This window comes from Kitasatospora sp. NPDC091276 (assembly GCF_040684355.1).
Taxonomy (GTDB): Bacteria; Actinomycetota; Actinomycetes; order Streptomycetales; family Streptomycetaceae; genus Kitasatospora.
The window spans coordinates 95,877-121,751 of the sequence record NZ_JBFBFU010000001.1; the positions used below are offsets into that span (position 1 = coordinate 95,877).

The window sequence follows — 25,875 nt, forward strand, 5'->3', positions numbered from 1 at the left end:
CCCCGCTGCGGAGCCGGGGCCCAGGGCTCCGGACACGGGCCGCCAGGGGTCAGAAGCGGACCCCGTAGCGCTCGGCCGCCTGCCGGACGGTCTCCGCCTTGACCTCGCCCCGGCGCGCCAGCGCGGCCAGCGCCGCCACCGCGACCGACTGGGCGTCCACGCCGAAGTGCCGGCGAGCCGCGTCCCGGCTGTCGGAGAGGCCGAAGCCGTCCGTGCCCAGCGACGTCCAGTCCTGCTCCACCCACGGGCGGATCTGGTCCGGCACCGCGCGCATCCAGTCGCTGACCGCCAGCACCGGCCCGGGCGCCCCTGCCAGTGCCCGCGTCACGTAGGGGACGCGCGCCGCCGCGCCCGTACCGGCCGCAGCCTGCGTCAGGTTGGCCGCGTCGCAGTCCAGTGCCTCCCGGCGCAGCTCCGTCCAGGAGGGTGCCGACCAGACGTCCGCCGCCACGCCCCAGTCCTCGCCGAGCAGTTGCTGGGCGGCGAGTGCCCAGCGAACGGCGGTGCCCGAGGCGAGCAGTTGGAGCCGCGGCGCGTCGCCGTCCGGGGAGGGCTCCGCCGGGCGGTAGCGGTACAGCCCGCGCAGGATGCCGTCGGTGATGTCAGTGACGTCGGTGACGTCGGTGACATCCGTGCCGGTCGGCAGCGGCGGCTGTGGCAGCGGCTCGTTGTAGACGGTCAGGTAGTAGAACACGTCCTCGCCGTGCGGGTGTCGGGGGCTGCTGCCGTACATCCGGCGCAGGCCCTCGCGGACGATCACCGCGACCTCGTACCCGAAGGCGGGGTCGTAGGACAGCGCCGCCGGGTTGGTGGAGGCGATCAACTGCGAGTGTCCGTCGGCATGTTGAAGGCCCTCGCCGGTCATCGTGGTGCGGCCGGCGGTGGCGCCGATCAGGAAGCCCCGGCCCAACTGGTCGGCCAGGGCCCACATCTGGTCGGCGGTGCGCTGCCAGCCGAACATCGAGTAGAAGATGTAGAACGGGATCACCGGCTCGCCGTGGGTGGCGTAAGCGGTCGCGGCGGCGGTCAGCGAGGCCATCGAACCGGCCTCCGTGATGCCCTCGTTGAGGATCTGGCCGGTCGCCGACTCCTTGTAGTGGAGCAGCTGGTCGCGGTCGACCGGGTCGTAGGTCTGCCCCAGCGGCGAGTAGATGCCGGCGCTCGGGAAGAGCGACTCCATGCCGAAGGTGCGTGCCTCGTCCGGGACGATCGGAACCCAGCGGTGGCCGGTGGCCTTGTCCCGCATCAGGTCCTTGACCAGTCGGACGAACGCCATGGTGGTCGCGATCTCCTGGGTGCCGGAGCCCTTGAGCAGCGTCTCGAAGGGCTTCGCGGGCAGCTCGGGCAGCGGGGTGAAGCGCACCCGGCGGGCGGGCGCGGGGCCGCCCAGCGCGGCGCGCCGCTCCCGGAGGTAGCGGGCCTCCGGGGAGTCCGGGCCCGGGTGCGCGTACGGGACCAGCTCGCCGGTCAAGGCGCTGTCCGGAATGGGAAGTTCGAGCAGGTCGCGCATCGCTCGGAACTCCGCCCCGGAGAGCTTCTTCATCTGGTGGTTGGCGTTGCGGGCCTCGAAGCCGGGGCCGAGCGTCCAGCCCTTGACCGTCTGCACCAGCACCACCGTGGGGGCGCCCCGGTGCTCCAGCGCCGCCCGGTAGGCGGCGTACACCTTGCGCGGTTCGTGCCCGGCCCGGGAGGTCGCGACGATCTCCAACAGCCGCTGGTCGTCCACGGTTTCGGCGATCGCCCGGAGCTCGGGCGCCGCCTGGAACAGGTGCTCGCGGACGTAGCGGGCGTCCGAGGCGGCGTAGGTCTGGAACTGTCCGTCCGGCACCGCGCCGAGCCGGCGCACCAGCGCGCCCGTGGTGTCTCGGGCCAGGAGGTCGTCCCAGGCCTCGCCCCACAGTGACTTGACGACGTTCCAGCCGGCGGCGCGGAACTGGCGCTCCAGCTCCTGGACGATCTTTCCGTTTCCGCGTACCGGTCCGTCCAGGCGCTGGAGGTTGCAGTTGACCACGAAGGTGAGGTTGTCCAGCCCCTCGCGGGCGGCCAGGGCGAGCGCGGCGGTCGACTCCGGCTCGTCCATCTCCCCGTCGCCGAGGAACGCCCAGACGTGCGAGCCGGAGGTGTCCTTGATGCCGCGCGCGGTCAGGTACCGGTTGAACCGGGCCTGGTGGATGGCCGACAGCGGTCCGAGGCCCATGGACACGGTCGGGAACTCCCAGAACCACGGCAGCCGGCGCGGGTGCGGGTACGAGGGCAGGCCGCCGCCGCCGGCCTCCTGCCGGAAGCGGTCCAACTGGGCCTCGCCGACGCGTCCTTCGAGGAAGGCGCGGGCGTAGACGCCGGGCGCGGCGTGGCCCTGGACGTACAACTGGTCGCCGGAGCCGTCGGCCTCCTTGCCGCGGAAGAAGTGCTGGAAGCCGACCTCGTACAGCCAGGCGGCGGACGCGTACGTGGCCATGTGCCCGCCGAGACCGCCGCGGTGGTTGCCCCTGGTCACCATGGCGGCGGCGTTCCAGCGGTTCCAGGCGGTGATCCGGCGCTCCATCGCCTCGTCGCCGGGGAACTCGGGCTCGGCGCCGGTCGGGATGGTGTTGACGTACGGGGTGTCCAGGAGCGGCGGGACGTCGAGCCGGCGCAGTTCGGCGTGTTCGACGAGGCGGCGCAGCAGGTGGGCGGCGCGGTGCGCTCCGCCGAAGTCGCGGGCGGCGTCCAGGGAGGCGCGCCACTCCGCCACCTCTTCGGGGTCGTGGTCGGGAAGCTGGTCGAGCTGGGACACGGATGGTTCCCCTTTGCCGGTGCTTCAGAGTGTCGATTCCGGGATGCGGAATGACATTTCTCTCCATGGAAGGTCTCTATGGACGGTAGGGAGTGATCCGGCGGCGCGTCAACCGCTACCGGGGGGTAATGTGAGCGATGATCGATCATCTTTATACGAACTATAATCCCGGGCCAGGACCCCGCCCGGATCCGCTTAGGCGGAGCGGTCGGCGTACTCCAGGACGTGTTCCGCCAACAGCCGCCCGACCTCCGGATCTCGCCGCCGGAAGGCCTCGATCAGCGGAGCGTGGTCGGCCGCGTTCTCGTGCAGCTCCGGGCGGACCCGGTGCAGCGACAGCACCGTCCACACCTCCACGCCCAGCCCCTCCCAGGTCCGCAGCAGCGCCCCGTTGCCGGCGGCGGCCACGATCTCGCGGTGGAAGGCCACGCCGTGCCGGGCCTGCCCGAGCGCGTCACCCGCCCTGGCCGCCGCCGCCATCCGTTCCGCGTGCCGCTCCAGGGCGGCGGTGTCCCCGGCCAGGCGGATGACCGCCGACTCGGCGGCCAGCCGCTCCAGTGCGGCCCGCACCTGGTAGACCTCGCGCAGTTCGGCCGGGCTGATCTCGCGCACCCGCACGCCCCGGTTGGGCTCGGCGTCGAGCAGCCCGAGCGACTGCAGCGAGCGCAGCGCCTCGCGCACCGGCGCCTGGCTGACGTTCAACTCGGCGGCCAGGCGCCGTTCCACGATCCGGTCGCCGGGCTGCCAGCGCCCGTTCAGCAGGCCCTCCAGCAGCAGTCCGCGCACCTGCTCGCCGAGCGGCACCCGGGACAGCGGGTCGGCGTCCCCGGCAGGCGGCGGAGGGCTCGGGCGGGTCATGCGGGCTCCTTGATCGTGGTTCATGACGCGTGGTTCATGACGCGTGGCGGTGCGGGGCCGGCGCCGCCGCCCGGTCAGGCCAGGCCCAACTCGTCGCCCACGCGAGGGGCGAGGAAGCGGGCGACGTCCGCCTCCCCGACCTCGGCGAGCGTCGCCGGGGACCAGTGCGGGGTGCGGTCCTTGTCGATCACCTGGGCGCGGATGCCCTCGACCAGGTCGTGCCCGCCCAGCGCGGCGCAGGAGACGCGGTACTCCTGGTCGAGCACGGCCTCCAGGGAGGGGAGCGTGCGGGCCCGGCGCAGCGCGGCGAGGGTCACCGTGACGGCCGTGGGGGAGTTGCCGAGGACCAGCTCCGCGGCCTCCTTCGCCTCCGCCACGCCGGAGTTCAGCAGTCGTTCGACGATCTCCGCGACGCTGTCGGCCGCGTAGCAGGCGTCGATCCAGCCGCGCTGTTCCGCGAGCGGGGCCCCCGGCGCGGGCTCGGCGTGCGCGGCGACGACGGCGGCCGGGTCGGGGCTTTCGGCCAGGGCGTCGAGCAGCGCCGCGATCCGCGTCGAGGGGACGAAGTGGTCCGCGAACCCGCACAGCAGCGCGTCACCGGGGCCCATCGAGGCCGAGGTGAGGCCGAGGTGGGTGCCCAACTCGCCCGGGGCGAGCGCGAGCAGCCGACTGCCGCCGACGTCCGGGACCAGCCCGATCCGGGTCTCGGGCATGGCGACGGTGGAACGTTCGGTGACGATCCGGACCGCGCCGTGGGCGGACAGGCCGATGCCGCCGCCCATGGTGATGCCGTCCATCACCGCGACGTACGGCTTCGGGTAGTGGGCGATCAGCGCGTTCAGCCGGTACTCGTCGCGGAAGAAGGCCCGGGTGCCGGCCCCGCCGGCCTTGGCGTCGTCGTGCAGTGCGCGGAGGTCGGCCCCGGCGCAGAGGCCGCGCTCGCCGGCGCCGGTCAGGACGACGGTGCGCACCCGGTCGTCCGCGGCCCACCCGGCCAGCGTCGCGTGGACGGTGGTGATCATGCCGTGGGTCAGCGAGTTGAGCGCCCGCGGTCGGTTCAGCACGATCCGTCCGGCCCCGCCGTCCAGGGAGACCTGGACCTCCGCCACCTCTGCGCTCATCGGGTCCGTTCCCGTCGTTCGGTCGTTCCTCGGTCTTGACGACTCCTGTCGCCCACCGTACCGGGGCGGCGCGGAGCCGTGATCACCTGACCGGGGGGGGCGGGCCGTCCTCGCGGCCCGCCGGCCGGCCGCCCGGGCCCGGTTCGGGGCCCTACGGCCAGGCGCGCAGGGCGAGTTCGGCGGTCCGGGCCAGGTCGGCGGCGGTGGCGCCGTCCCGGGCCTGCTGCGACATGCCCTGGATGACCGTGCCGAAGTAGCCGGCCAGCGCGTGCGGGTCGGCGTCGGGCGGGAGTTCGCCGTCCGCCTGGGCCGTGCGCAGCCTGGTCTCGAAGGCGTGGAGGTTGCGGTTGCGCAGGTCGCGCAGGTGGGCCTGGACCTCGGCGTCCTGCGGGGAGACGTTGGTGGCGGCGCTGATCACCAGGCAGCCGGCCGGGTGGGAGGGGTCGGGGTAGATGGCCGCCGCCTCGCGCAGGATCCGGGCGAAGGCCGCGTACGCGGTGGTCTCCTCCTGTAGGGCGGCCTCCGCGAACGCGCCGACGGGGGAGTGGCCGTAGTGGCGGACGACCTCCTCGAAGAGTGAGCGCTTGTCGCCGAACGCGGCGTAGAGGCTGCCGGGCCGGATGCCCATGGCGGTGGTCAGGTCGGTGACGGAGGTGGCCTCGTAGCCGCGCTCCCAGAACAGCCGGGTCGCCGCCGTCAGCGCCTCGCCCCGGTCGAAGGTCGGCGGTCGTCCGCGCCGGGGCCGCGTCGGGTTCTCGGTCATGCCGGAATTTTAGAACACCCGCTCAACAAGTGTGTTAGCTTCTTTCTTGAGCGACCACTCAACAAATAGGGTGGGCGAAGCGGGAAGGGGCTCAGTCATGGGCAGGCAGGCACTCAAGGGCAAGACCGCGCTGGTCACCGGGGGCAGCAGGGGGATCGGCCGGGCGATCGCCCGCAGGCTCGGCCGCGACGGCGCCACCGTCGCCGTCGGCTACGCCCGCGATCAGGAGGCGGCGGGTGAGGTCGTCGCGGGCATCCGCGCCGACGGCGGCCGGGCCTTCGCGCTGCCCGCCGAACTCGGCCGACACGGGGACGCGGCCGCGCTGTGGGAGGCGTTCGACGCCGGGATCGGCGCGCACGCGCCCGACGGCGGCGTCGACATCATCGTGAACAACGCCGGGATCGGGCGCAGTGCCGACCTCGCCGCGCTCACCGAGGAGGGCTTCGACGAGGTCTTCGCCGTCAACGTCCGTGCGCCGTTCTTCGTCGTCCAGCACGGACTGCACCGGCTGCGCGACGGCGGCCGGATCATCAACGTCTCCAGCGGCGCGGCCCGCCTCGCCATGCCGGAGATCATCGCCTACGGGGCGACCAAGGGGGCGCTCGACACCTTCACCCTCAACCTCGCCAAGCAGCTCGGCCCGCGCGGGATCACCGCCAACTCGGTCGCGCCGGGTGTCGTCGACACCGACGTCAACGCCGGCTGGCTGCGCGGCAACGCGGAGGCGGAGGCCCATGCGGCCTCGCTCGCGGCCCTCGGCCGGGTCGGGCAACCGGAGGACGTCGCGGACATCGTCGCCTTCCTCGCCTCCGATGACGCCCGCTGGGTCACCGGCCGGGTCATCGACGCCACCGGTGGGGCGGGCCTGTAGGCGCGGTGCGTCCGGTGCGCGGGGGGGAGTTCGAGGAGGGGGCGGGGGTAACGGATAACAGCTGACAGATGATGAAATCTGTCAGCTGTTATCTGTCATCCGTTCGCCGTCAGTTGTCGGCCGGAGGCTGTGGACCGGAGGCTGTGGACCGGAGGCTGTGGACCGGCTACGGCTGGACCCGCCCCGTCACCTCGCCGAACCCGATGACGGCGCCGTCCGGCCCCGGCGCGGTGGCGGTGATGGTGACCTCGTCGCCGTCCTCCAGGAACGTCCGGGTGGTGCCGTCCGGGAGCTTCAGCGGCTCCTCGCCGTTCCACGTCAGCTCGATCAGCGCGCCGCGGGTCTCCGGCTCCGGCCCGCTGACGGTGCCCGAGGCGAACAGGTCGCCGGTGCGCAGCGAGGCGCCGTTGACCGTCATGTGGGTGAGCTGCTGCTGTGCCGTCCAGTACATCGAGGCGAACGGCGGCCGGGACACCAGGTGCCCGTTCAGCCGGACTTCCAGCGCCAGGTCCAGTCCCCACGGTTCGCCGCCGCGGTCGTCCAGGTACGCCAGCGGCTCGACGTCGCGCTCGGGCGGCGCGACCCGGGCGTGCTGCAGGGCGTCCAGCGGGACGATCCACGGGGAGACGGAGGTGGTGAAGGACTTACCGAGGAACGGGCCGAGCGGCACGTACTCCCAGGCCTGGATGTCGCGCGCGGACCAGTCGTTGACCAGGCAGACGCCGAACACGTGCTCGCGGAAGTCGTCCAGGACGACCGGTCGGCCCAGCTCGGACGGGGTGCCGACGACGAAGCCGACCTCCGCCTCGATGTCCAGCCGCCGGGTCGGCCCGAACGACGGCGCCGGGTCGGAGGGGGCCTTGCGCTGCCCGTGGGGCCGCACCACCGGGGTGCCGGAGACGACCACCGTGCCGGCCCGCCCGTGGTAACCGATGGGCAGGTGCTTCCAGTTGGGGGTGAGCGGCTCCGAGCCCGGGCGGAAGATCCGGCCCAGGTTGGTGGCGTGGTGCTCGGAGGCGTAGAAGTCGACGTAGTCGGCGACCTCGAACGGCAGGTGCAGCTGGACCTCGCCCGCCGGCAGCAGCGCAGGCGACAGCGCCTCGCGGTAGGACTCGTCCGTCAGCCACCGCGTGAGGTCGGCCCGGACCTGCGTCCAGGTCGAACGCCCCGCCGCCAGCAGCGGGTTGAGCGAGTCCGCGGCCAGCAGCACGGACGGCGCCCCGGCCGCCCGGGCGGCCGCCGCGGCGTCCAGCACGAAGTCCCCGACGCGCACGCCGATCCGCCGCCGGCCGGGCTGGTCGGCGGCGGTGAACACGCCGTACGGCAGGTTGTGCACGCCGAACGGCGAGTCCTGGGCGCTGGCGAGCCAGCTGCGGGGGGTGGTGCTCAACGGTCCTCCTGGGGCTGTGATGTGGACGGCAGCAGGCCGAGCGCGGCCAGGTCGTCCAGGGGCTCGGCGATGCTGCACGTGCCGAACGCGGTGAACGAGTTCCGGATCACCGTGACCTGACGATCGGTCAGCGCGTGGACGGCCTTGGCCAGCACCGCGCCGTCGCGTTCCGCCAGCACCGCCGCTGCTGCGGCCCGGTCGGTCTCCTGCGCGGCCAGCAGCACGTTGAGGAAGCCGTGGTGCTCGAAGCCGGTGGTCGGGTCGGTGTGCCGGACGGCGTTGTGCAGTCCGGCGGTGCACTTGTACGGCAGTCCGCGCAGCGCGCAGCCGGTGAGGAAGGCGGCCAGTTCCTCCTCGTCCGGGAATGCCTCGGCCACCACCCCGCCGGTGCGGAACTTCGCCCGGTAGGGGCTGTCGACGAGCACGTCCAGCACTTCGCCCAGGCCGTCGCCGCGCAGGAGTTCGCGCGGCAGCTCGATGGCGGCCGGGACGTCCGGCGGCAGCAGCCGGTCCAGGGCGGCGACCGCCTCGGCGGCGTCCCGGACGGCGAGTTCGACGCCGGCCACCTCGAAGGACGCGGCGGCGGCGAGCGCCGGGCCGAGTTCGGCACTGCCCCCCGGCAGTACGAGCCCGACCCCGAGCGGCGCACCGCCCGCCACCGCCGCGGCCAACTCGCCCAGCCGGCCGGCCCCGCACAGGAGCGGGCCGACCGCCTCGGCGTACCAGGCCGCGCGGTGCCCGCGGTGCGCGGGCACCGCCTCGGCGACCGGCAGGTTCCCCGGGGGGAACACCGCGGCGTCGTCGAAGAGCCCGTGGAACAGCTCGGGGATCGCCCCGGTGGCCGGTGAGTCGGGCGCGGCGGACGAGGCGGCGCTCATCGCCCGGGCCCCCGCCCGGCCCAGGTCCAGGCGTAGTCGCCGTCCTCGCCGGCCCGGCCGCCCTCGCCGAGCTCCAGCGGGCGGAACGTGTCCACCATGACGGCGAGTTCGTCGAAGAACTCCACGCCGATGCTGCGCTCGTACGCGCCGGGCTGCGGCCCGTGGGTGTGCCCGCCGGGGTGCAGCGAGATCGAGCCCTGGCCGATGCCCGAGCCCTTGCGGGCCGCGTAGTCGCCGCCGCAGTAGAACATGACCTCGTCGCTGTCCACGTTGGCGTGGTAGTACGGCACCGGGATCGACAGTGGGTGGTAATCCACCTTGCGGGGAACGAAGTTGCAGATCACGAAGCCGTTGCCCTCGAACACCTGGTGGGCCGGCGGCGGCTGGTGGACCCGGCCGGTGATCGGTTCGAAGTCCCGGATGTTGAAGGCGTACGGGTACAGGCAGCCGTCCCAGCCGACCACGTCGAAGGGGTGGTGCGGCACGGTGTAGCGGGTGCCCGAGACGCCGTTCGGGCCGCGGTGCTTGACCAGCACGTCGACGTCTCCGGCGGCGTCCCCGGTGGCGTCGACGACCAGCGGGCCGACCGGGCCGCGGAAGTCCCGCTCGCAGTACGGCGCGTGCTCCAGCAGCTGCCCGTACTTGGAGAGGTAGCGCTTGACCGGGGTGATGTGGCTGTTCGCCTCGATGCAGTACGCGCGCAGCGGTTCGTCCCCGGCCGGCACCCAGCGGTGGGTGGTGGCGCGCGGGATGATCACGTAGTCGCCCTGGCCGACCTCGATCGAGCCGAAGACCGTCTCGACCGTGCCGGAGCCGGACTCCACGTACACGCACTCGTCACCGAGTCCGTTGCGGTACAGCTCGCTCGGGGCCCCGGCGGCGACGTACGAGATCCGCACGTCGCCGTTGCCGAGGACCAGGCGGCGGCTGCCGACGACGTCCGCGGACTTCCACTCCTGGTCCGCGAACAGCTCGTGCAGCTTGAGGTGGCGGGGGAGCAGGGGGTGGTTGGGCACCGTGGACTGGTCCGGCAGCTCCCACGGCACCGCGTTCACCACGGCCGAGGGGATGCCCCGGTGGTAGAGCAGCGAGGAGTCCGACGAGAACCCCTCCTCGCCCATCAACTCCTCGTAGTACAGCCCGCCTTCGGGTGTGCGGTGCTGGGTGTGCCGCTTGGGCGGGATGCTGCCCAGCTGCCGGTAGTACGCCATCTCCCTGCTCCTCCTCGACCGTGCTCAGCCGACCGTCCTCACGGTACGCCCGACCGTGCTCAGAGTTCCCCGGCACTCACAGGTTGCCGCGGGCGTCCTGCTCGCGCTCGATCGCCTCGAACAGCGCCTTGAAGTTGCCCTTGCCGAAGCCCAGCGAACCGTGCCGCTCGATGAACTCGTAGAAGACGGTGGGGCGGTCGCCGATCGGCTTGGTGAAGATCTGCAGCAGGTAGCCGTCCTCGTCGCGGTCGACCAGGATGCCGCGCGACTTCAGCTCGTTGATGTCCACCCGCACCTTGCCGATCCGGGCGCGCAGCTCCGGGTCGTCGTAGTACGAGTCGGGGGTGTCGAGGAACTCCACGCCGCGCGAGCGCAGCACGTCGACGGTGGTGAGGATGTCGTTGGTGGCGAGCGCCATGTGCTGGCAGCCGGGGCCGGTGTAGAACTCCAGGTACTCGTCGATCTGCGACCGCTTCTTGGCGATGGCCGGCTCGTTGAGCGGGAACTTCACCCGGTGGTTGCCGCTGGCGACGACCTTGGACATCAGGGCGGAGTAGTCGGTGGCGATGTCGTCGCCGACGAACTCGGCCATGTTCACGAAGCCCATGACCCGGTTGTAGAACGACACCCACTCGTCCATCCGGCCCAGCTCGACGTTGCCGACGGCGTGGTCGAGGGCCTGGAACAGGCGCTTGGGCGAGCCCTCCGGGTGCTGGACCTTGCTCTGCGCGGTGATGTACCCAGGCAGGTAGGGGCCGTGGTAGCGGGAGCGGTCGATCAGGGTGTGGCGGGTCTCGCCGTAGGTGGCGATGGCCGCGCGGCGCACGGTGCCGTTCTCGTCGGAGACGTCGTTCGGCTCCTCCAGGACGGTGGCGCCGGTCGCGCGGGCGTGCGCGATGCACTTGTCGACGTCCGGGACCTCCAGCGCCAGGTCGACGACGCCGTCGCCGTGGCGGCGGTGGTGGTCCAGCAGCGGGCTGTCCGGCAGCACCCCGCCCTTGATCACGAAGCGGCAGGAGCCGGAGCGGAGCACGAAGGCCTTGCGGTCACGGCGGCCGGTCTCCGGGCCGGAGTAGGCGACCAGCTCCATGCCGAACACGGCCTGGTAGAACTGGGCCGTCTGGGTGGCGTTGCCGACCACGAAGACGACCGCGTCCTGCGCGGTGACGGGGAACGGGTCGGTGGCCGGGTCGTGCTCGACGAGGCCGACGAGGCGGCGCAGCTGGTCGGCGTCGAGGCCGGCCTCGCGCTCCTCGGGGGTCAGCTCAAGGGCGTGGGACTGCGGGGTCATCGGTCGTTCCTCCACTTTTGGCCTCGGCTCTGAGGCGTCCGCTTGAGGCGGCCGCGCCGCGAACGGGTGGGCGGTGCGGCTGGCGGAGAGCTTGCTCCTGTCCGGGTGGCTGGGCAACAGGTCGGGATTTCACTGTTCAATGTGTACAAGCTGATCAGGAAATCCCGCATTCGGCTGCGCAAAATGTGCTGCCGATCGGGACCGGTTCACGGGGCCCGCGACACCGGGTCCTGGGCGGTCCCGAGCGGGGGGAGGTGGCGCAGGAACCAGGCCCCGGCGAGCTCGGCGACCTGGTCCAACGTGCCCGGCTCCTCGAACAGATGGCCCGCACCCGGCACCACCGCCAGTTCGCTCACGCAGTGCAGCCGGGCCCGGGCCCGCCGGTTCAGGTCGATCACGGTGGTGTCCAGGCCGCCGACCACGAGCAGCGTCGGGGCGCTCACCCGGCCCAGGACGTCGGGACCGGCGAGGTCGGGGCGCCCGCCGCGGGAGACCACCGCGCCGACGGCGGGCCCGAGCGCGGTGGCGGTGTGCAGGGCGGCGGCGGTGTGCAGTGCGGCCGCGGCGCCGGTGCTGGCGCCGAACAGTCCGAGCGGCAGGCCGCGGGTCTCCTCCAGCCGGCCCAGCTCCTCGGCGACGGCGGTCAGCCGGTCACCGAGCAGACCGACGTCGAACACCTTGCGGCGGTCCGGCTCCTCGGCCTCGGTGAGCAGGTCGAACAGCAGCGTGGCCAGCCCGGAGCGGTTCAGGTACCGGGCGACGTGACGGTTGCGCGGGCTGTGCCGGCCGCTGCCGCTGCCGTGCGCGAAGAGCACGATGCCGCTCGGTGCGGCGGGGACGGTCAACCGGCCGGCGAGGCGCACACCGGCGGCGCGCAGGACCAGCTCGCGGTCCACGTCCACCGGCCCCGGCGCGCGCCGCCCGCCCGCGGCCTCGGCGAGCAGCCGCAGGACCTCCTCGTCGCCGGTCTGCGCGAAGTCCCCGTAGAACTCGCCGATCGCGAAGAACGGCGACGGTGTGCCGACGCAGACCAGCTCGTCGGCGACCTCGGACAGGCGCTCCGTCCAGTCCGCCGGGGCCACCGGGACGGCGAGCACCACCCGGGCCGCGCCCCGGGCCCGGACGATCCGGCAGGCGGCCCGGGCGGTGGAGCCGGTGGCGACGCCGTCGTCCACCACGATCACCGTGCGGCCGCGCAGGTCGGTGGGCGGGCGGCCGCCCCGGTAGCGGCGGGCCCGGCGCTCCAACTCGGTGCGCTCGCGCCGCTCCACGGCGGCCAACTGGTCGTCGCCGACCCCGGCCAGCCGGATGACCTGCTCGTTCAGCACCCGGACGCCGTCCTCGCCGATCGCCCCCATGCCCAGCTCGGGCTGGTAGGGCACGCCGAGCTTGCGGATCACGCAGATGTCCAGCGGCGCGCCGAGCGCGGCCGCCACCTCGGCGGCCACCGGAACCCCGCCCCTGGGCAGCGCCACCACCACGGTGTCGGCGCCGCCCAAGTGGCCCACGCGGGCGGCCAGCCGCCGGCCCGCGTCGGTCCGGTCGGTGAAGTGGGTCCCGGTGCCGTGCATGACGCGCCCTCCGTGTTCCACGGTACGTCCGGGCGCCACCGGGCGGGGCACCGAGGAGACGGGGCACCGGGGGCGTGGGCCGGAGGTGCGGACCGGGGTGCGGACCGGGGGTTCAGGCCCGTGCCCCCGGTCCGCACCCCCGGGGTCGTTCCACGTTCCGCGCGGCGGCTACGGCCGCATCTCGTACGCGCCCGACAGCTCCTCGACCCGGGCCCACACGGCGGCGGCCCGCTCCGCGTTGGCGACCGGCCGGCGCACGTTCGCCAGCGCCCAGGCGGCCTGCTCCGGGGTCGTCGAGGCCTTGCCGTGCAGCTCGGTCGCGTGCGCGGAGAAGTCGCGGACCAGCGCGTCGAAGATCTGGTCCAGGACGTCCTCGTCCAGGCCGGTCAGCTCCGCCTGCTCCAGCACCAGCTGGCCGTAGACGATCAGTGCGAACAGCTGGCCGATCTCCAGCAGGAAGTCCAGGTCCGCCTGCTGCTCCTTGCTCGGCGCGTGGCTGAGCAGCAGCTCGCAGAAGCCGTCGGCCTGTTCGCGGAAGCGGGCGACGTTCGGCAGCTGCGTGTGGCGGTCGTACGCGGTGCGCCAGTCGTGGAAACGGATCGCGCCGAGGCCGCGGGCCGCGCCCTGGCGGAACAGGAAGGCGTCATCGGCGGCGTCCAGCCGGGTCGGCACCGGAGCGTAGTCGCTCGGGGCGAACAGGTAGTTGCCCATGAACTTGAGGATCAGCGCCAGGTTGACGTGGACGGTGCCCTCCAGCTTCGGCAGGCCGCGGATGTCCTTCGCCGCCTTGTCGAAGTAGGTGTCCGCCTCGAAGCCCTTGGCGGCGATGACGTCCCACATCAGGTCGATGACCTTCTCGCCCTCGGTGGTGACCTTCATCTTGGTCATCGGGTTGAACAACAGGTAGCGGCGGTCCTCGGGGGAGGCGGTGCGGAAGTAGTCCACGGCCCGCGCGCTGAACATCTTCATCGCCACCAGACGGGCGTACGCGTCGGTCAACTCCCGTCGCACGTGGGGGAAGTCGGTGACCTTCCGGCCGTACAGCACCCGGTTGTGGGCATGCGTGACGGCCTCGTACATCGCGTGCTCGCAGATGCCGACCGAGGCCGTGCAGAGGTTGAACTTGCCGACGTTGACGGTGTTCAGCGCGGCGTCGAAGGCGGCCTGCCCGGTGTGCAGCACATCCTCGGCGCGCACCGGGTAGCCCTCCAGCCGGAACTCGCTGACGTACATCTGGGCGTTCACCACGTTCTTGACCAGGTGGTACGCGTCGTGGCGGCTGTCGGCGGCGAAGAAGACGTAGCCCTCGGGGCCCTCGACGTCGGAGCGGCGGCCGAACACCGAGACCAGGCCGGCCACGTTGCCGTTGCCGATGTAGTACTTGGAGCCGGTCGCGGTGAAACCGCCCTCACCGTCCGGGGTGAGGATCATGTCGGTGGAGTAGATGTCGGCGCCGTGGGTGCGCTCGGAGAGGCCGAACGCCATGACGTGACCCTCTGTCAGGAGCTTGGCGGCGCGGGCCCGGACGGCCTCGTTCTTGCTCTGCCAGACCGGCCCGAGGCCGAGGATGGTGACCTGCCAGGTGTACCAGTAGCCGAGGCCGTAGAAGCCGAGGATCTCGTTCAGCTCGGCGATCCGGGAGGTGTCCCAGCGCTTGCCCGGGTCGGCCGCGGACGGGGTCAGGAACTCCGCGAACAGGCCTTCCTTGGCGGCGAATTCGAGGAAGTCGGCGTACCAGGTGCGGTCGACGTAGGTGTCGATCAGCGCCTTCTTGCCGCGGGACTCGAACCAGTCCACGGTCGCGCGCAGCAGCCGGCGGGTCGGCTCGTCGAACTGCGCGGGGTCGTACGTACGCGGGTTGAAGAGCATCACGGGCTCCCGGGGGTCGAGGGTGAGGGGTCGAGGGTGAGGGGTGGCGGGTGAGGGGCGGCGGGTGGTGGCCGGCGGGTGACGGCGAACAGCGAACAGATGACAACTGACAGATTTCAGATTTCAGCGTTCAGATTCTGTTATCTGTCACCCGTCATCTGCGACCCGTCATCCGCGGCGAGGCGGTGCAGGGTGGCGAGCACGTCGTCGAGCCAGGCGAGGGTCATCCGCTCGTACTCGATGCCGCCGCGCAGCACCACGTGCTGGAGCTCCTGCTGGGTGTCGAGCGCGGTGAGGTCGGGGAAGTCGCGCTGCTCGCCGTGCAGGTAGCGGGCGAGCAGGGCGGCGTGGCTCTCGCGGTGCCGTTCGACCTCGGAGATCAGCGCGGCCGGGTCGTCGAAGGCGGCGGCGCGGATCTTGACCGCGAGCTCGTGTCGGACGGACTCCGGTTCGACCGGTTCGCGCAGCCAGTCGGCGAGCACGGCCCGTCCGGCGTCGGCCGCCGAGTAGACCTTCTTGTCCGGCCGGCCGTCCTGGGCGACCTCTTCGGCGGCGACCCAGCCGTCGGCCTCCATCCGCCGCAGCACCTTGTAGATCTGCTGGTGGGTGGCGGTCCAGAAGCGCCCGATGGAGCGGTCGAAGCGCCGGGCCAGTTCGTAGCCCGAGCCCGGCTGCTCCAGCAGTGAGACGAGGATCGCGTGCTCCAGTGCCATGCCCGGCATCCTCCTATGCAACGAATTGCATAGGCAATGGGGGCCCGGAGCGGTGAGACGCAGGTCACCGGCGTGATCGGATGGTTGTCGAGCATTTACGGCCAAAAGGCGCAAATCGTCGGAGAAGCGCCAGAATGGGTACGGGGCAAGCGCCCTCCATGTTCCGAACCATAGGAGGTGGTATCGGTGTCTACCCAGATTCCGATGGGCATGGAGCATCACCCGGACATCGTCGAACTACGGGAGCACTACGAGCGGATCACCTCGACCCCGCGCGCCCAGGCCACGGAGGCCCTGGCCGTGCTGGCGGGCCTCTTCCTGGCGGCATCGCCATGGATCGTCGGCTTCACCGCCTTCAACACGCTGACCGTGACCTGCCTGATCGTCGGCCTGGCCTACTGCGTGCTGATGGCGGGATACGGGTCGGCCTACGAGCGCACCCACGCGAGGGCCTGGGCGGCCACCGTGCTCGGCGCGTGGACGATCGTCTCCCCCTGGCTCGTCTCCGGATCGGCCGCGCAGGGCAGGAACATCGTCACCTGCGTCATCGTCGGTGCCGTGATGTTCCTGCTCGGTCTCGCGGCGATCTCGATGGCCACGATCACGGCGAACGGAGCAGCGATGCGGCTCGGCCGCGCCGGCCGCGCCAAGGGCTGACGTCACTGACAGCCCGCGTCCGGGGCGTGGAGGGCCGAACCGTCCTCCGCGCCCCGGCGCACGTCGTCAGGGAGCCGCGGCCGTCACGGGAGGGTCGGTGGCCGTCACGGGCGGGTCATCCGCAGGACGTCGAGGGCCTCGTCGAGCTGCGCACGGGTGAGCTTGCCCTGTTCCACGTAGCCGTGCTCCAGCACGACCTGTCGGATCGTCTTCCGCTCGGCCAGCGCCCGCTTGGCGACCTTCGCCGCCTCCTCGTACCCGAGGTAGCGGTTCAGCGGGGTGACCACCGAGGGGGAGGACTCCGCGTACTCCCGGGCCCGTTCGACGTTGGCGGTGATGCCGTCCACCGTCCGGTCCGCCAGCAGGCGGGCGCTGTTGGCGAGCAGCCGCACCGACTCCAGCACGTTGCGGGCGAGTACCGGGAGCATCACGTTCAGCTCGAAGTTGCCGCTCGCGCCGGCCAGGGTGACCGTCGCGTCGTTGCCGACCACCTGGGCGGCGACCATCAGCACCACCTCGGGGAGCACCGGGTTCACCTTGCCCGGCATGATCGACGAACCGGGTTGCAGGTCCGGCAGGTTGATCTCGCCGAGGCCGGTGCGCGGGCCCGAGCCCATCCACCGCAGGTCGTTCGCGATCTTCGTGAATCCGACGGCCACCGTGCGCAGCTGCCCGCTCAGCTCGACCAGGGAGTCGCGGGCGCCCTGCGCCTCGAAGTGGTCCCGCGCCTCGGTGAGCGGCAGGCCGGTGGTGCGGGCGACCTCCTCGATCACCGCCGCCGGGAAGCCCGGCGGGGTGTTGATCCCGGTGCCCACCGCCGTGCCGCCGAGGGGCAGTTCGGCGACCCGGGGGAGCGTCGCCAGCAGCCGCTCCCGCCCGTGCCGGACCTGGGCGGCGTAGCCGCCGAACTCCTGGCCGAGGGTGACCGGCGTGGCGTCCATCAGGTGCGTCCGGCCCGACTTGACCACCTGCGCGAACTCGGCGGCCTTGCGCTCCAGCGCCTCCGCCAGGTGCTCCAGCGCCGGGATCAGGTCGTGCGTGACGGCGGCGGTGGCGGCGATGTGGATCGAGGACGGGAAGACGTCGTTGGACGACTGGCTGGCGTTCACGTGGTCGTTCGGGTGGACCGGGCGGCCCAGCCGCTCGGCGGCCAGGGTGGCGATCACCTCGTTGGCGTTCATGTTGGACGAGGTGCCCGAACCGGTCTGGAACACGTCCACCGGGAACTCGTCGTCCCACCGCCCTTCGGCGACCTCCTCGGCCGCCGCCGCGATCGCCGCCGCCGTGTCCTCGTCCAGGACGCCGAGGCGGGCGTTCACCCGGGCCGCTGCGGCCTTGATCCCGGCCAGCGCGGCGATGTGCGCGCGCTCCAGCCGCTGGCCGGACACCGGGAAGTTCTCCACCGCCCGCTGCGTCTGCGCCTGCCACTTCGCGGCGGCCGGCACCCGGACCTCGCCCATCGAGTCGTGCTCGACGCGGTACTCCCGCTGGTTCTCCTGCTCGTCACCCATCACGCGCTGCACCTCCTGAACGGGCCGGTGGTCCGGCCCCGAGCGGTCTCCGATCACCACAGCCGCGCGTGGGCCCCGGGTATTTCCTCCCGGCCGCATCGGGTTGTCGCAGCCCGGCCACGCTCGCCGTTCCGGCCCGGCCGCGTCCACGGTGACGGTCGGGCCGCGTCCGCCGGGCCGTGTCCGTGGTCACCGTCGCGTCCGCCGGGCCGCCCCCGTCGTTACCGCCGGGGCAGCTCGGCGCGGACGAGTTCGCCCGGCGCGGTGCCGGCCTGGGCGACCAGGGCGCCGCCCGGCGCCCAGAAGCCGGAGCCGCCCGAGGTCTGCGGCTGCTCGCCGCTCGCCCCGGCAGAAGTGGCCAGCACGGCCCACACCCCGTGGGCGGCGGCGCGGTCGCGGAGGTGCCCGTCGCGGCGGGCGGCCTGCGCGGGCCCCGCGCCGTACAGGGTGGAGGCGACGTAGGCGTCGATGCCGAGCGCGGCGGTCTCCTCGGCGTGCGTGGGATCGGCGGCGTCGGCGCAGATCGCGAGGCCGAACCGCAGGCCGTCCAGTTCCAGGACGGCGGGTCCGTCGCCGGGGGTGAACCGGTCGTGCTCGGCGCCGTGCAGCCGCGTCTTCCGGCACGCGACGACGGCGCCTTCACCGGTGACGGCCAGGGCGGCGATGGACTCGCCCCCGCCGGGCTCGGTGACCGGCGCGCCGACCAGGGCGGTCGTGCCGGTCGCGGCGCAGGCGGCGACCAGCGGGGCGAGGCGCGGATCGGCCGGGCCGAGCGCGGGCGCGGCCAGGTCGTACCCGGTCAGGGACAGCTCGGGGAACACCACCAGGCGCGCGGCGGCCTCCCGTACCGCCTGCGCGTGCCGTTCGACGTTCACGGCCACGGTGTCCGGGCGGCCGGCGTCGGCGCAGGCGGGCTGGGCGACGGCCACGGTGACGGTGGCGGTGGCGGCGATCAGGGGTGCGGGCATGGCGGTGCCTCCGGGCGCGAGGTGGAAAAGATCAACGTATGCGCAGGTCCGGGCGGTGGACAAGGGTTTCGCGTGGCAGCCGGGAGGGAGGCGGCCGGGGCGGACGCACGTACCGCTCCGCGTTGTCCCTGGAGCGGCCACTGGCCCGGGGCATGATCACCCGAATGGATGAATAGCTGCGTGGAGTGCTTCAAACTGCCGTACGCCACTTCGTACGCTCCTGCCTGGGCCGGATTCACACCGGCCCCACCCTGATCGCCGCTGCTCGGCATCATCGCCGTGCGGCATCACCGCCGCTCGGTGCGGGTGACCGGCTAGTGGGGGCGGACTCATGACGACGACAGGGCGGGGCATGGCCGGGGGCACGGAAGACCGCGGGGGGACGGACCCGGGGGTGGAGTCGAGGACGGCCCCGGGCGCGGCTCCGGAGACGGGCCACGGGAAGGGCCGTGGAAACGCCAGGGGCGGCGGGCTCACCAGGCGGCAGATGCTCGGCGCCTCGGCCGCCCTGGGCGGCGCGGCCTGGCTGCTGCGCGGCACCATCGGCCCGGACAGCGCCGAGGCGGCCACCCCGGTGCCGCCCGGCCTGCCCGCCGGCACCGAGCTGTACCAGCGGGTCTTCCAGAACTGGTCCGGCGAGATCCGCACCGACCAGCTGTGGACCTGCGCGCCCCGCACACCGGAGGAGGTACCGGCGCTCGCCGACTGGGCGCACGCCAACGGCTGGCGCCTGCGTGCCACCGGCTACCGGCACACCTGGGCGCCGCTCACCGTCGCCAACGGGACCCCGGACAGCGCCCGCGTCCTGCTCGTGGACACCAGCCGCCACCTCACCGCGATGACCGCCGACTCGCCGACCACCGTCCGGGTCCAGACCGGCGCCACCATGGAGGACCTGCTCGCCCACCTGGCCGACCGGGGCCTCGGCCTGACCGCGTGCCCGGCACCCGGCGAACTGACCGTCGGCGGGGTGCTCGCCATCGGCGGCCACGGCACCGCCGTACCCGCCGCCCACGAACTCCGGCCGGAGGGGCACGGCTACGGCTCGGTCAGCAACCAGGTCGTCCGGCTCACCGCCGTCGTCCTCGACCCGGCCACCGGCCGCTACACGCTGCGCACCTTCGAGCGCGCCGAGGCCGACAGCGCCGCCTTCCTCGTGCACCTGGGCCGCGCCTTCCTCACCGAAGTCGTGCTGCGGGCCGGCGCGGACCGGCCGCTGCGCTGCGTCAGCCGTCTCGACATCCCGGCCACCGAACTGTTCGCCCGCCCCGGCACCGGAGGCGGCGGCGGTGGGCTCCTGGGTGGCCTGCTCGGCGGTGGCGGCCCGCGCACCCTCGCCGACTTCGTCGAGCGCGACGGCCGGGTCGAGGCGATCTGGTTCGCCTACACCGAGTACCCCTGGCTGAAGACCTGGAGCGTCGCCCCGGCCAAACCGCTGGGCGCCCTGCCCGTCGACCAGCCCTACAACTACCCCTTCTCGGACAGCATTCCGGAACCGGTCGCCCGGCTCGCCGGCCAGATCGTCGCCGGCGCCTGGGGATCGGCCCCGCTGTTCGGCCAACTCCAGTACCTGATCGCCAAGGTGGCGCTCACCGGCGACCTCACGGACGTCCTCCTCTCCGGCAGGCTGCTCCGCGACCTGCTCAGCGGCGACCTGATCACCCACCTGCTCGCCGGCGGCCTGCGCTCCGACCTCTGGGGCCCGTCGCGCAGCCTGCTGCAGTACGTCCGGCCCACCACCCTGCGGGTCACCGCCAACGGCTACGCGATCCTCGCCAAGCGTGCCGACCTCCAGTGGGTGGTCAGCGAATTTGCCGCCTACTACCGGAAGTTGCTCGCCGACTACCAGGCCCGGGGGGAGTTCCCGGTGAACGGCGCGGTGGAGATCCGGGTCACCGGCGTGGACGACCCGACCTCCTCCGGCGTCCCCGGCGCGCGGCCGCCGCTGCTGTCCGCGCTGCGTCCTCGGGCGGACCGCCCGGAGTGGGACACCGCGGTCTGGCTCGACGTCCTGGCCTTCCCCGGCACCCCGGGGCTGGAACGCTTCGCCCGCGACCTGGAGCAGTGGCTGCTGCGCACCTTCGACGGCACCCGGGCGGGCCTGCGGGTCGAGTGGTCCAAGGGTTGGGCGTACACCGCCGACGCGGCCTGGTCCGACCCGGACCTGATCGGTCGGGTCATCCCCGCGAGCCTGCGCGACGGCGGCGGGCCGGGCTGGGATGAGGCGGTCGCCGTCCTGGACCGGCACGACCCGCACCGGGTGTTCGGGAACCCCTTCCTGGACGGGTTGTTGAAGTAGCGGAGCGCATTCGACGGATCGTCAGATGTGTTCCATGACGATCACCGCGAGGGTGTCCGGCGCCAGCGCGCGGAAGACGTGCGGGGCGTCGCCCGGGTAGCTCACGTAGTCGCCCGGGCCCAGCTCGACCGGGGCCTCCGCCGGCCCGGCCAGCGCCCGGCCCGAGCCGACCAGCACGTGCTCGACGGTGCCGGGCATGTGCGGGTCGGAGGCCCGGGTCTCGCCCGGCTGCGCCTCGATCCGGTAGATGTCGCGCCGGGCGTTCGGCGGGCAGGAGGACAGCACGGTCGCCGCGTAGTCGGCGCGCTCGGAGTGGGTCACCGGGCCCTCGCCGGCCCGGATCACCTTGACCGCCGGGCGCGGGGGGTCGACCAGGCGACTGAACGGCACGTTCAGTGCGACGGCGAGGGCCCAGAGCGTCTCCACGCTCGGGTTGCCCGCGCCCGACTCCAGCTGGGAGAGCGTCGACTTGGCGATGCCCGCGCGCCGGGCCAGCTCCGCCATCGACAGCCCGCCGCGTTCGCGTTCGCGCCGGATGGAGACGGAGATCAGGCCGATCAGGTCCGCGCCGGAACCCGCGCTCGGGGTGGTCCGGTCACTCATGCTTGCCACTCACGCTCTCCTGGCTCCTTCTCCGGCTCCCGTGCGGCTGGTGCCGTTCATGCTGCCACTCGTGAGGGCGGCTGTCCGCATCCGCCCGCCGTTCGCCCTGTCGGCCCAATCGTTCGCCTTGACGAACGGCGGGCGATGGGTTCAGGCTGGTGGACATGCGTTCGATACTCCGAACACTGGAGCGTGCCACCCTTCGGGACATCGCTCTCGTCTGCCTCGCCGACGCGCTCGTCGGCGCCTCCTTCGGCGCGATCAGCGCCTCCGGCGGCCTGCCCCTGTGGGTGCCGGTCGCGCTCTCCGTCCTCGTCTTCGCGGGCGGCTCCCAGTTCGCGGCGGTGGGCGTGGTGCTGTCCGGCGGCGGTGCGCTCGCCGCCGTCGCCACCGGACTGGTGCTCAACGCCCGGCTGCTGCCCTTCGGCTTCGCCGTGGCCGACGTGCTCGACGGCCCGTGGTGGCGGCGGGTGTTCGGCGCGCAGCTGATCACCGACGAGACCGCCGCGTTCGTCCTGCGGCAGGACGACGGGCGACGGCGACGGGCCGCTTTCTGGCTCTGCGGACTGGCGTTGTTCGTGGTGTGGAACGTCTCGGTGGTCCTCGGGGCCCTGGCCGGCGGGCTGATCGGGGACACGGACGCGCTGGGCCTCGACGCGGCCTTCCCCGCCGTGCTGCTCGCGCTCGTGCTGCCCTCGCTCGCGGACCGCCGCGTCCGTACCGCCGCCGTGGCAGGCGCCGTCGTCGCGGTCGCGGCCACGCCGTTCGTCCCGGCGGGGCTGCCCGTCCTGCTCGCCCTCGTCGGGCTGTTGTTCGCCGGGCGGCCCGGAACGCGCGAGGGTTGCGAGGGCCGCGACGGTCGTGAGGTGCGGGAGGGTCGTGAGGTGCGGGAGCCGCAGAACTCGCAGAACTCGCGGAACTCGCGGGAGTCGCGGGAGTCGCGGAAGGGGGCGTCGGTCGAGGAGCCGGGCGTCCCGGTGATCGAGCGGGAGGAAGCCCGATGATGCCGTTGTACGCCGTACTGCTGCTGGCCGTCGGGACGTACGCCTTCCGCCTCGCCGGGCCGCTCCTCGGCCACCGGCTCGCCCTCTCGGAGCGCGTGCGGCACCTGCTCGCCGTCGCCGCGGCCGTCCTGCTGGTCGCCCTGGTCGCCACCGGCGCCCTCACTCAGGGCCAGGGCTTCGCCGGTTGGGCCCGCCCGGCGGGCGTCCTGGTCGCCGGTGTGCTCGCGCTGCGGCGGGCGCCGTTTCCGGCGGTGGTGGTCGCGGGCGCGGCGACGACGGCGCTGCTGCGGCTGTGCGGGGTGGGGTGAAGGGCGGTCCGTCAGCCGCCCAGCGCCTTGAAGAAGATCGTCGTCGGGTGCGCGCGCCCCGAGGGGTCGGTCGCGTAGTCCGGCACCGAACCGACCCGCGTCCACCCGGCCGCCTCGTACAGCCGCTCGGCCGGGCTGCCCGTCTCGGTGTCCAGCACCAGCAGCCGAAGCCCCAGCTCGGCCGCCCGCTCCTCCAGCACCGCCAGCAGCCGCCCGGCCAGCCGCTGCCCCCGGTCCGCCGGGTGCACCATCAGCTTGGCGACCTCGCCCCGGTGCCGCCCGTTCGCGGGCACCGCCGGGCGCAGCTGGATCGTCCCGGCGAGCCGCCCGTCGGCCTCCGCCCGGACCGTCCACAGCAGCAGCCGCTCCGCCGCGACCTCCGGGGCGAGCGCCCGCCACCACGCCACGGCCTCGGCCCGCCCCAGCGGCGCGAGGAAGCCGATCGACCCGCCACCGTGGACGGTGTCCACCAGCAGTCCGGCCAGTTCCTCCGCCGCGCCGTCCAACTCCTCCGCCGTCACCTGACCGACCGCGTACGCCTCGCCCGCCATGTCGTCTTCCTCACTCGCTCGCGCCCGCCCACCGTCCGGGCGGTTGCGCCATACTCGCCGGTACCGCGCCGAGACCGGGATCCCGTCGATATCCCGCAGACACTACAAGGAGCTTCGATGACGAAGCCGACCCGGATCGACCCGTCCGACCTGCTCGCCGTCGGCGACCTGCTCTCCGACGAGGAGCGGCTGATCCGCGACACCGTCCGGAGGTTCACCGAGGAGCGGATCCGCCCGCACATCGGTGACTGGTTCGAGCGCGGCGTCTTCCCGGCCCGCGAACTCGCCCCCGAACTCGGCGCCCTCGGCGTGCTCGGCATGCACCTCGACGGCTACGGCTGCGCGGGCGCCGGCGCGGTGGCGTACGGGGTCGCCTGCATGGAGCTGGAGGCGGCCGACTCCGGGCTGCGCAGCTTCGTCTCGGTGCAGGGCTCGCTCGCGATGCGCTCGATCCACGCCTTCGGTTCCGAGGAGCAGAAGCAGCGCTGGCTGCCCGGCATGGCCGCGGGTGAGCTGATCGGCTGCTTCGCCCTCACCGAGCCGGACTTCGGCTCCGACCCGGCGAACATGCGGACCCGCGCGGTGCGCAAGGGCGGCGACTGGGTGCTCTCCGGCAGCAAGATGTGGATCACCAACGGCAGCATCGCCGACGTCGCCGTCGTCTGGGCGCAGACCGAGGAGGGCGTGCGCGGCTTCCTGGTCGAGCGCGGATCGCGCGGCCTGACCGCCACCGACGTGCACGGCAAGCTCTCCCTGCGCGCCTCCGTCACGAGCGAACTCGCCTTCGACGAGGTGGTCCTGCCCGCCGACGCCGTCCTGCCGGGCGTCACCGGCCTGCGCGGACCGCTCTCCTCCCTCAACGAGGCCCGCTACGGCATCCTCTGGGGCACCGTCGGCGCCGCCCGCGACTGTTACACCGCCGCCCTCGACTACGCGAAGAGCCGGATCCAGTTCGGCCGCCCGATCGCCGGATTCCAGCTCACCCAGCACAAGCTCGTCGAGATGATGCTGGAGGTGGAGAAGGCCTACCTGGTCGCCCTGCGGATCGGTCGGCTCAAGGAGGAGGGCGCGGCCCGCCCGCCGCACGTCAGCTTCGGCAAGCTCAACAACGTCCGCACGGCGCTGGAGATCGCCCGCAGCGCCCGGACCGTCCTCGGGGCCAACGGCATCACCACCGAGTACCCGGTGCTGCGGCACGCCAACAACCTGGAGTCGGTGCTCACCTACGAGGGCACCAGCGAGATCCACACCCTGATCCTGGGCGAGGCCATCACCGGCGAGTCCGCCTACCACTGACGGGCCGTCCACCTCGGGAATTCCGGTGGCCGGGACCGTCGCGGCCCGGCTACCGTGCCCACTGTGAACAGCGAGCCCACCGCGCCCGGCACCGCCCCGACCACCACCCTCTGGCGCCCCACCGGCCCCGAGGAACTGGCCCTGGTCGAGGCGTCCGGCCGGCGCGCCTGGCCGCCCCGGCTGCCCGAGCAGCCGATCTTCTACCCCGTCCTCAACGAGGACTACGCGATCCGCATCGCCCGTGACTGGAACGTCCCCGCCTCCGGCGTCGGCTACGTCACCCGTTTCGAGGTCGACACCGCCTTCCTCGCCCGCTATCCGGTGCAGCGGGCGGGCGGCCGTACGATCCTCGAACTCTGGGTCCCGGCCGAGGAGTTGTCGGAGTTCAACCGGAACATCGTCGGCCGCATCGAGGTCGTCCACGAGTTCCGTCCCCAGCCGTGACGCGCCCCGCCGCGCCGGGCCCGGGTGAGGTGCGCCCGGGCGGGGCGCCCGCAACCGTGCCCCACTCGGCAGCGACGGCGCGCGAGGTGCGCTCGGACCACGTGCTGCTCAGCTCCGCCCAGCGGACCAGCACCACCGCGCTGCTCACCCAGGCCGCCGCCCGGCGCGGCCTCGACACCGCCGTCCTGGACGGCCCGGCCACGGTCGAGCGACTCGCGGGGCGGCCCGTCCACTGGTACGGCGGCCCGCTCTCCGCGGCCCGGATCGCCGGACCGCTCGGCCTCGCCCTGCTCGAACCCGACGACGACTGGCTCACCCGCCTGCCCGAGGAGTTCACCCGGCGCCGGATCGAGCTCACCACCCTCGCCGAGGCGTGGACGCTGCGCCGCCCGGCGTTCGTCAAGCCACCCGCCGACAAGTCGCTCCCGCCCGCGGTCTACCCGGACGGCACCCGCCTGCCGCGCACCGGCGACCGGATCGGCCCCGACACGCCCGTCCTGGTCAGCGAGCCGGTGACCTTCGCCGCCGAGTACCGGCTGTTCGTCCGCGACGGCGAGGTGCTCACCGGTAGCCGCTACGCCCGCTTCGGCCGGCTCGACCCGGCGCCGCTGAACGCCGAGGCCGGCGCCTTCGCCCGGCGCCTGCTCGCGGCAGTCGGCGACACCCTGCCCAGCGCCGTCGCCCTGGACGTCGGCCCGATCGCGGACCCCTACGACCCGGTCGAGCACTGGGCCGTCGTCGAGGCGAACCTGCCGTGGTTCGCGCACTGCTACGCCGCCGACCCGGACCGCGTCCTGGACGTCGTGCTGCGCGCCGCCGGACCGGTCTCCCAACTCGGCCGGGCCGACCGCCGGTTCGTCCGTACGGCCGCCTGACACCCGGCGGACACCCCGCGTTCGGCGGGTGGATGCCGGACGGTGCG

The 25,875-nt window shown here is 73.2% G+C and carries 22 protein-coding genes and 1 pseudogene; 8 read left to right on the forward strand and 15 right to left on the reverse strand.

From position 1 onward, the window contains the following. Nucleotides 1–49 precede the first annotated feature (49 nt). The 4 genes and pseudogenes from aceE to AB0O19_RS00395 form a co-directional block, all read right to left on the reverse strand. On the reverse strand, nucleotides 50–2,776 hold the full coding sequence (gene aceE / locus AB0O19_RS00380; RefSeq protein WP_363616521.1) for a pyruvate dehydrogenase (acetyl-transferring), homodimeric type: 2,727 nt from the start codon (nucleotides 2,774–2,776) through the stop codon (nucleotides 50–52). Nucleotides 2,777–2,971: 195 nt separating this feature from the next. Continuing rightward, the gene (locus AB0O19_RS00385) at nucleotides 2,972–3,634 is read right to left on the reverse strand and encodes a GntR family transcriptional regulator (protein ID WP_363616523.1); all 663 of its coding nucleotides are present in this window, start codon (nucleotides 3,632–3,634) and stop codon (nucleotides 2,972–2,974) included. Nucleotides 3,635–3,708: 74 nt separating this feature from the next. Beyond that, nucleotides 3,709–4,811 (reverse strand): annotated as a pseudogene (locus AB0O19_RS00390) (enoyl-CoA hydratase/isomerase family protein). Nucleotides 4,812–4,906: 95 nt separating this feature from the next. Further along, on the reverse strand, nucleotides 4,907–5,518 hold the full coding sequence (locus tag AB0O19_RS00395; protein ID WP_363579512.1) for a TetR/AcrR family transcriptional regulator: 612 nt from the start codon (nucleotides 5,516–5,518) through the stop codon (nucleotides 4,907–4,909). 97 nt (nucleotides 5,519–5,615) lie between these two features. Between AB0O19_RS00395 and AB0O19_RS00400 the strand changes: the two genes are divergently transcribed. Beyond that, complete coding sequence (locus tag AB0O19_RS00400) at nucleotides 5,616–6,389, forward strand: SDR family oxidoreductase (RefSeq protein WP_363616525.1); 774 nt, start codon at nucleotides 5,616–5,618, stop codon at nucleotides 6,387–6,389. Nucleotides 6,390–6,555: 166 nt separating this feature from the next. Here AB0O19_RS00400 and fahA read toward each other — a convergent pair whose 3' ends face one another. From fahA to AB0O19_RS00435, 7 genes are all read right to left on the reverse strand, one after another. Next, nucleotides 6,556–7,779: a fumarylacetoacetase gene (gene fahA / locus AB0O19_RS00405; protein WP_363616527.1), complete on the reverse strand. Its 1,224-nt coding sequence runs from the start codon at nucleotides 7,777–7,779 to the stop codon at nucleotides 6,556–6,558. Continuing rightward, nucleotides 7,776–8,657 (reverse strand): hypothetical protein, encoded by an 882-nt coding sequence (locus AB0O19_RS00410; RefSeq protein WP_363616529.1) that lies wholly within the window; start codon nucleotides 8,655–8,657, stop codon nucleotides 7,776–7,778. The genes fahA and AB0O19_RS00410 overlap by 4 nt, the downstream gene beginning before the upstream one ends. Further along, complete coding sequence (locus AB0O19_RS00415; protein WP_363616531.1) at nucleotides 8,654–9,868, reverse strand: cupin domain-containing protein; 1,215 nt, start codon at nucleotides 9,866–9,868, stop codon at nucleotides 8,654–8,656. Before AB0O19_RS00415 ends, AB0O19_RS00410 begins: the two co-directional genes overlap by 4 nt. Nucleotides 9,869–9,944: 76 nt before the next feature. Then, the gene (gene hppD / locus AB0O19_RS00420; RefSeq protein ID WP_363579502.1) at nucleotides 9,945–11,159 is read right to left on the reverse strand and encodes a 4-hydroxyphenylpyruvate dioxygenase; all 1,215 of its coding nucleotides are present in this window, start codon (nucleotides 11,157–11,159) and stop codon (nucleotides 9,945–9,947) included. Nucleotides 11,160–11,365: 206 nt separating this feature from the next. After that, the gene (locus AB0O19_RS00425; protein ID WP_363616533.1) at nucleotides 11,366–12,730 is read right to left on the reverse strand and encodes an alpha/beta family hydrolase; all 1,365 of its coding nucleotides are present in this window, start codon (nucleotides 12,728–12,730) and stop codon (nucleotides 11,366–11,368) included. A 168-nt stretch (nucleotides 12,731–12,898) separates the two neighbouring features. Further along, nucleotides 12,899–14,599, reverse strand: a complete 1,701-nt coding sequence (locus tag AB0O19_RS00430; RefSeq protein ID WP_363616535.1) for an acyl-CoA dehydrogenase family protein — start codon at nucleotides 14,597–14,599, stop codon at nucleotides 12,899–12,901. A gap of 140 nt (nucleotides 14,600–14,739) precedes the next feature. After that, on the reverse strand, nucleotides 14,740–15,312 hold the full coding sequence (locus tag AB0O19_RS00435) for a PadR family transcriptional regulator (protein WP_363616537.1): 573 nt from the start codon (nucleotides 15,310–15,312) through the stop codon (nucleotides 14,740–14,742). A 186-nt stretch (nucleotides 15,313–15,498) separates the two neighbouring features. On the opposite strand from AB0O19_RS00435, the gene AB0O19_RS00440 reads away from it, so the two are divergent. After that, a complete protein-coding gene (locus AB0O19_RS00440; RefSeq protein WP_063349890.1) occupies nucleotides 15,499–15,969 on the forward strand; it encodes an SPW repeat protein in 471 nt (156 codons plus the stop codon). A 104-nt stretch (nucleotides 15,970–16,073) separates the two neighbouring features. Here AB0O19_RS00440 and AB0O19_RS00445 read toward each other — a convergent pair whose 3' ends face one another. Continuing rightward, entirely contained in the window at nucleotides 16,074–17,480 is a 1,407-nt protein-coding gene (locus tag AB0O19_RS00445; protein ID WP_363616539.1) for a class II fumarate hydratase, read from the reverse strand. A 221-nt stretch (nucleotides 17,481–17,701) separates the two neighbouring features. Beyond that, on the reverse strand, nucleotides 17,702–18,448 hold the full coding sequence (locus tag AB0O19_RS00450) for a carbon-nitrogen hydrolase family protein (protein WP_363616541.1): 747 nt from the start codon (nucleotides 18,446–18,448) through the stop codon (nucleotides 17,702–17,704). Nucleotides 18,449–18,935: 487 nt separating this feature from the next. On the opposite strand from AB0O19_RS00450, the gene AB0O19_RS00455 reads away from it, so the two are divergent. Next, entirely contained in the window at nucleotides 18,936–20,747 is a 1,812-nt protein-coding gene (locus tag AB0O19_RS00455; protein ID WP_363616542.1) for a cholesterol oxidase substrate-binding domain-containing protein, read from the forward strand. 21 nt (nucleotides 20,748–20,768) lie between these two features. On the opposite strand, the gene AB0O19_RS00460 is transcribed toward AB0O19_RS00455, so the two are convergent. After that, nucleotides 20,769–21,350, reverse strand: a complete 582-nt coding sequence (locus AB0O19_RS00460; RefSeq protein ID WP_363579666.1) for a helix-turn-helix domain-containing protein — start codon at nucleotides 21,348–21,350, stop codon at nucleotides 20,769–20,771. Between the two features lie 164 nt (nucleotides 21,351–21,514). On the opposite strand from AB0O19_RS00460, the gene AB0O19_RS00465 reads away from it, so the two are divergent. Further along, nucleotides 21,515–22,354: an AzlC family ABC transporter permease gene (locus AB0O19_RS00465; RefSeq protein WP_363616544.1), complete on the forward strand. Its 840-nt coding sequence runs from the start codon at nucleotides 21,515–21,517 to the stop codon at nucleotides 22,352–22,354. Continuing rightward, nucleotides 22,351–22,662 carry an AzlD domain-containing protein gene (locus AB0O19_RS00470; RefSeq protein WP_208869116.1) on the forward strand — a complete coding sequence of 104 codons (312 nt, stop codon included), beginning with the start codon at nucleotides 22,351–22,353 and terminating at the stop codon, nucleotides 22,660–22,662. The genes AB0O19_RS00465 and AB0O19_RS00470 overlap by 4 nt, the downstream gene beginning before the upstream one ends. A gap of 11 nt (nucleotides 22,663–22,673) precedes the next feature. Here the strand turns inward: AB0O19_RS00470 and AB0O19_RS00475 are convergent, their stop codons facing one another. Continuing rightward, the gene (locus AB0O19_RS00475; RefSeq protein ID WP_363616546.1) at nucleotides 22,674–23,213 is read right to left on the reverse strand and encodes a GNAT family N-acetyltransferase; all 540 of its coding nucleotides are present in this window, start codon (nucleotides 23,211–23,213) and stop codon (nucleotides 22,674–22,676) included. Between the two features lie 117 nt (nucleotides 23,214–23,330). Here AB0O19_RS00475 and AB0O19_RS00480 point away from each other — a divergent pair, with 117 nt between their 5' ends. The 3 genes from AB0O19_RS00480 (at nucleotide 23,331) to AB0O19_RS00490 (ending at nucleotide 25,828) form a co-directional block, all read left to right on the forward strand. Continuing rightward, nucleotides 23,331–24,509 carry an acyl-CoA dehydrogenase family protein gene (locus tag AB0O19_RS00480; RefSeq protein WP_363616548.1) on the forward strand — a complete coding sequence of 393 codons (1,179 nt, stop codon included), beginning with the start codon at nucleotides 23,331–23,333 and terminating at the stop codon, nucleotides 24,507–24,509. A 63-nt stretch (nucleotides 24,510–24,572) separates the two neighbouring features. Beyond that, nucleotides 24,573–24,953: a hypothetical protein gene (locus tag AB0O19_RS00485; protein ID WP_363616550.1), complete on the forward strand. Its 381-nt coding sequence runs from the start codon at nucleotides 24,573–24,575 to the stop codon at nucleotides 24,951–24,953. Nucleotides 24,954–25,009: 56 nt separating this feature from the next. After that, entirely contained in the window at nucleotides 25,010–25,828 is an 819-nt protein-coding gene (locus AB0O19_RS00490) for an ATP-grasp domain-containing protein (RefSeq protein ID WP_363616552.1), read from the forward strand. The last annotated feature ends 47 nt before the right edge of the window (nucleotides 25,829–25,875 follow it).

What these genes read in the sequence shown, in the direction of transcription:
- AB0O19_RS00385 (WP_363616523.1), bottom strand. Translation starts at nt 3,634, where the DNA reads ATGACCCGCCCGAGCCCTCCGCCGCCTGCCGGGGACGCCGACCCGCTG.
- AB0O19_RS00395 (WP_363579512.1), bottom strand. Translation starts at nt 5,518, where the DNA reads ATGACCGAGAACCCGACGCGGCCCCGGCGCGGACGACCGCCGACCTTC.
- AB0O19_RS00400 (WP_363616525.1), top strand. Translation starts at nt 5,616, where the DNA reads ATGGGCAGGCAGGCACTCAAGGGCAAGACCGCGCTGGTCACCGGGGGC.
- AB0O19_RS00410 (WP_363616529.1), bottom strand. Translation starts at nt 8,657, where the DNA reads ATGAGCGCCGCCTCGTCCGCCGCGCCCGACTCACCGGCCACCGGGGCG.
- AB0O19_RS00415 (WP_363616531.1), bottom strand. Translation starts at nt 9,868, where the DNA reads ATGGCGTACTACCGGCAGCTGGGCAGCATCCCGCCCAAGCGGCACACC.
- hppD (WP_363579502.1), bottom strand. Translation starts at nt 11,159, where the DNA reads ATGACCCCGCAGTCCCACGCCCTTGAGCTGACCCCCGAGGAGCGCGAG.
- AB0O19_RS00425 (WP_363616533.1), bottom strand. Translation starts at nt 12,730, where the DNA reads ATGCACGGCACCGGGACCCACTTCACCGACCGGACCGACGCGGGCCGG.
- AB0O19_RS00430 (WP_363616535.1), bottom strand. Translation starts at nt 14,599, where the DNA reads ATGCTCTTCAACCCGCGTACGTACGACCCCGCGCAGTTCGACGAGCCG.
- AB0O19_RS00435 (WP_363616537.1), bottom strand. Translation starts at nt 15,312, where the DNA reads ATGGCACTGGAGCACGCGATCCTCGTCTCACTGCTGGAGCAGCCGGGC.
- AB0O19_RS00445 (WP_363616539.1), bottom strand. Translation starts at nt 17,480, where the DNA reads ATGGGTGACGAGCAGGAGAACCAGCGGGAGTACCGCGTCGAGCACGAC.
- AB0O19_RS00450 (WP_363616541.1), bottom strand. Translation starts at nt 18,448, where the DNA reads ATGCCCGCACCCCTGATCGCCGCCACCGCCACCGTCACCGTGGCCGTC.
- AB0O19_RS00455 (WP_363616542.1), top strand. Translation starts at nt 18,936, where the DNA reads ATGCTCGGCGCCTCGGCCGCCCTGGGCGGCGCGGCCTGGCTGCTGCGC.
- AB0O19_RS00460 (WP_363579666.1), bottom strand. Translation starts at nt 21,350, where the DNA reads ATGAGTGACCGGACCACCCCGAGCGCGGGTTCCGGCGCGGACCTGATC.
- AB0O19_RS00465 (WP_363616544.1), top strand. Translation starts at nt 21,515, where the DNA reads ATGCGTTCGATACTCCGAACACTGGAGCGTGCCACCCTTCGGGACATC.
- AB0O19_RS00470 (WP_208869116.1), top strand. Translation starts at nt 22,351, where the DNA reads ATGATGCCGTTGTACGCCGTACTGCTGCTGGCCGTCGGGACGTACGCC.
- AB0O19_RS00475 (WP_363616546.1), bottom strand. Translation starts at nt 23,213, where the DNA reads ATGGCGGGCGAGGCGTACGCGGTCGGTCAGGTGACGGCGGAGGAGTTG.
- AB0O19_RS00480 (WP_363616548.1), top strand. Translation starts at nt 23,331, where the DNA reads ATGACGAAGCCGACCCGGATCGACCCGTCCGACCTGCTCGCCGTCGGC.